The 3631-nt window shown below is 67.6% G+C and carries 2 protein-coding genes; both read left to right on the top strand.

Annotated features, from left to right (window positions below):
* The first annotated feature begins 157 nt into the window (after positions 1-157).
* The gene (locus ASD67_RS05980; RefSeq protein WP_235535583.1) at positions 158-2089 is read left to right on the top strand and encodes a proprotein convertase P-domain-containing protein; all 1932 of its coding nucleotides are present in this window, start codon (positions 158-160) and stop codon (positions 2087-2089) included.
* Positions 2090-2100: 11 nt separating this feature from the next.
* A partial coding sequence (locus ASD67_RS22955) for a Calx-beta domain-containing protein (RefSeq protein WP_200937987.1) occupies positions 2101-3631 on the top strand: 1531 nt, incomplete at its 3' end.

Here is a 3631-nt window from a genome sequence, read left to right on the forward strand (position 1 = left end):
CACCGAACCACCCCCCGATCCTGTCCCCATCCGACACAAATACGGTCGAAATTCACGATCCTTAACCCGCTGTTAGCCACAAGCGCGCCATAGCGGGCCGATGCAACGGCGGGACCAGAGCCGATTTTGCCAGGGTGGGGCCCGGCACGTGCAGCATATGCGGGCGTTGATGGCGCTCGTCTGGCTGGCGCTCGCGCTCGTCGCGACTCCGGCGCGCGCGCAGACGACGACGACCTACAGCAACACCACCACCGGCAACATCAACAATGCCACCACCTGCACCAGCCCGCTGGTGCGCAACTTCACCGTTGCGACCAGCTATATCGTCGGCGATGTCGATATCGGCATTCTTGCGACCCACAGCTGGCGCGGCGACATCCGGATCACGCTCCAGTCGCCCGCAGGCACCCGCGTCCAGCTCGTCGACGGCGACACCGCCAATATCTCGGGCGACAATTTCAACGTCCGGCTCGACGACAGCGCCGCGACGACGGTCAACACCGACGGCAACACCGCCAATCATGCGACCAGCGCGCCGCCGTACCAGAACCAGTTCGCCCCCAATGCCGCGCTGTCGGCGTTCAACGGCCAGAATGCGCAGGGCAGCTGGCGGCTCGAGATCTGCGACCAATATCCCTCGGCCGACAATGGCAGCTTCACCCGCGCCGACCTCTATATCACCAGCCTGCCCGCCAACTACGCCGACCTGTCGCTGACCAAGACCGTCAGCAACGCCGCCCCCGCCGGCGGTGCGAGCATCAGCTATACGCTCAGCGTCACCAACGCGAGCGGCTCGCCGCAGACCGCGACCGGGGTGACGGTACAGGATGATTTGCCGGTCGGCTTCGCCTTCACGAGCGCCTCGGGCTTTGGCAGCTACAACAGCGGCACCGGCGTGTGGACCGTCGGCAGCATTCCCGCCGGGACCACCCGCACCCTGACGATCAGCGGCACTGTCGCCGCGACATCGGGCGCCACGATCGTCAACAGCGCCGAAATCAGCGCCTCCTCGGTCGCCGACAGCGATTCGACCCCGAACAACGGCGTCACCGGCGAAGACGATTATGCCGCCGTCAGCTTCACCGTATCGGGTTCGCGTGTCGCCGGCATCGCGCCGGCGCTGGTCTGCCCGGCGGGCATCACGGTCCACGACTGGGACAGCATCGCCTGGTCGACCGGCCAGACCAGCGGCAGCTATGCGCTCGCCAATATCGGCACGATGAATTTCAACATCGCGATCAGCGGCGGATCGTTCCTCAACAACGCGACCTATGGCGGCCAGTCGCCGACGCGGCAGAATGTCGTCACCGGCGGGCTGTCGCCCGCCCAATATTCGATCTTCGAGATCGTCGACATGTCCAGCCAGTCGGGCATCGCGACATCGACCATCGCGCTGCCCACCGCGGTTCCCGGCGCGCAGTTCCGCCTGTTCGACATCGACTATGCCGCCGGCCAGTTCGCCGACCGCGTGACGGTGACCGGCAGCAACAACGGTGTGACCGTCCTGCCGACGCTGACCAACGGCGTCAGCAACTATGTCGTCGGCAACAGCGCCTATGGCGATGCCGCCTCGGCCGACGCCAGCGCCAACGGCACCGTCGTGGTGACCTTTGCCGCGCCGGTCGACACGATCACCATCGTCTATGGCAGCCACAGCCTCGCGCCGACCGATCCCGGCCAGCAGGGGATGGCGATCCATGACATCAGCTTCTGCCGCCCGACCACCAGCCTCGCCTTCGCCAAGACGAGCAGCGTCGTCAGCGATCCGCAGAACGGTACCACCAATCCCAAGGCGATCCCCGGCGCGGTCATGCGCTATTGCCTGCTCGTCACCAACACCGGGGGCGCCACCGCGACCGGCATCGCCATCGCCGACGCGATCCCCGCGACGCTGACTTACACCCCCGCCTCGCTGCGCAGCGGCACCAGCTGCGCCGGGGCGACGACGGTCGAGGACGACAATGCGACGGGCGCCGACGAAAGCGATCCCCATGGCGCGGCCTTCGCCGGCACCAGCGTGACCGCCACGACCGCGACGCTCGCCCCGGCGGCGGCGATGGCGATCGCCTTCACGACGACGGTGAATTGACGATGCGGCCGATGCGTTTCCTTCCCGCCCTGCTCGCCGCGACGCTGGCGCTGACCGGCACCGCGCACGCGCAGCGCGTCATCGTCAATCCCTCGTTCGAAGCGAACGACCCCCAAGGCCCCGGCGCGGCCAACTACGAAATCTACGCCAACGGGTCGGTCACCGGTTGGGATTCGGCATCGGGCGAGATCGAGCTGTGGGACTCGGGTTTCCAGGGCGTGCCCGCCTATGACGGGTCGGTCTTCGCCGAAATGAACGCCAATGTCCCCGGCGCGCTCTATCAGAATATCTGCATGGTCAATGGCGAGACGATCGGCTGGACCTTCGCGCACCGCGCGCGCTCGGGCGGCCCGACGACCCAGACCGCACGGTTCCAGATCGCGAACAGCGGCGGCACGCTGATCCAGCTGCTCGCGACGCAGGCGTCGACCGTCAACAATGTGTGGAACGTCAACACCGGCACCGCGACCTACAGCGGCGCCTCGGGGGTTCAGCGCGTCCAGTTCATCACCACCGACGCGGGCAGCTACGGCAATTTCCTCGACGATATCCGGATCAGCCTCAACCCGTTCGTCGAACTGTCGGCGGCGACCGGCTCGGGGGTCGAATCGATCCCCTCGGCGAACATCCCGGCGCTGCGGGTCAGCGGCACCTTGTTCAGCGCGCGCACCGTCAACGTCAGCATCACCGGCGGCACCGCGACGCGCGGCACCGACTATACGACGCCCGGCGGCGCGGCGAGTTTCACCGTCACCATTCCTGCGGGCACCTATCAGAACACGACCGTGCCCCTCGGCATCAGCATCATCGACGACACCGCGACCGAGGGCAGCGAGACGATCCAGATCGCGCTCGCCGCCGGCACCGGCTACACCGTGTCGAGCACCGCGAGCTGCGGCGGCACCCCGATCACCGCCGCCACTTATACGATCACCGACAATGATTCGCCCGTGGTGCTGACCAAGGCGTGGACCAACGGCATCGCGGCCGACGCGGTCAGCCTCGCGATCACCGGCGGCCTCGTCCCCACCGCGGGCAGCTCGACGGTCGGCGGGACGACCACCAACGCCACCGCCGTCGCGGTCGCGGGGTCGACGCTGACCCTCACCGAAGCTTTCACCACCGGCGCGGCGGCGAATTACGCCAGCAGCCTCGAATGCCGCCGCAACAGCGACAACGCCGTCGTCGCGACCGCAGGCACCGGGCTCAGCCGCACCGTGACGATGCCCAGCGGCACCTCGCTCACCTGCACCTGGACCAACGCGCGCAAATCGGCCACGCTGGTGGTGCGCAAGACCTGGGTCAACGCGCTGACCACCAACGCGGTCACCGTCGCGACCAGCGGTCTCACCAACAATGCCAGCATCGCTTCGGTCGCCAACAGCGCGAACGAGACCGACACCAACGCGGCGGTCACCGTCTATGCCGCCGAAAGCGCGACGCTGGCCGAGACCTGGACCTCGGGCGACGGTGCCAATTATGCGCAGGCGCTCGCCTGCACCGGCAATGCCACCGCGCTCGCCGGCGGCATTCTCACCGTCA

The sequence above is a fragment of the Sphingopyxis sp. Root1497 genome, from assembly GCF_001427085.1.
Classification (GTDB): Bacteria; Pseudomonadota; Alphaproteobacteria; order Sphingomonadales; family Sphingomonadaceae; genus Sphingopyxis.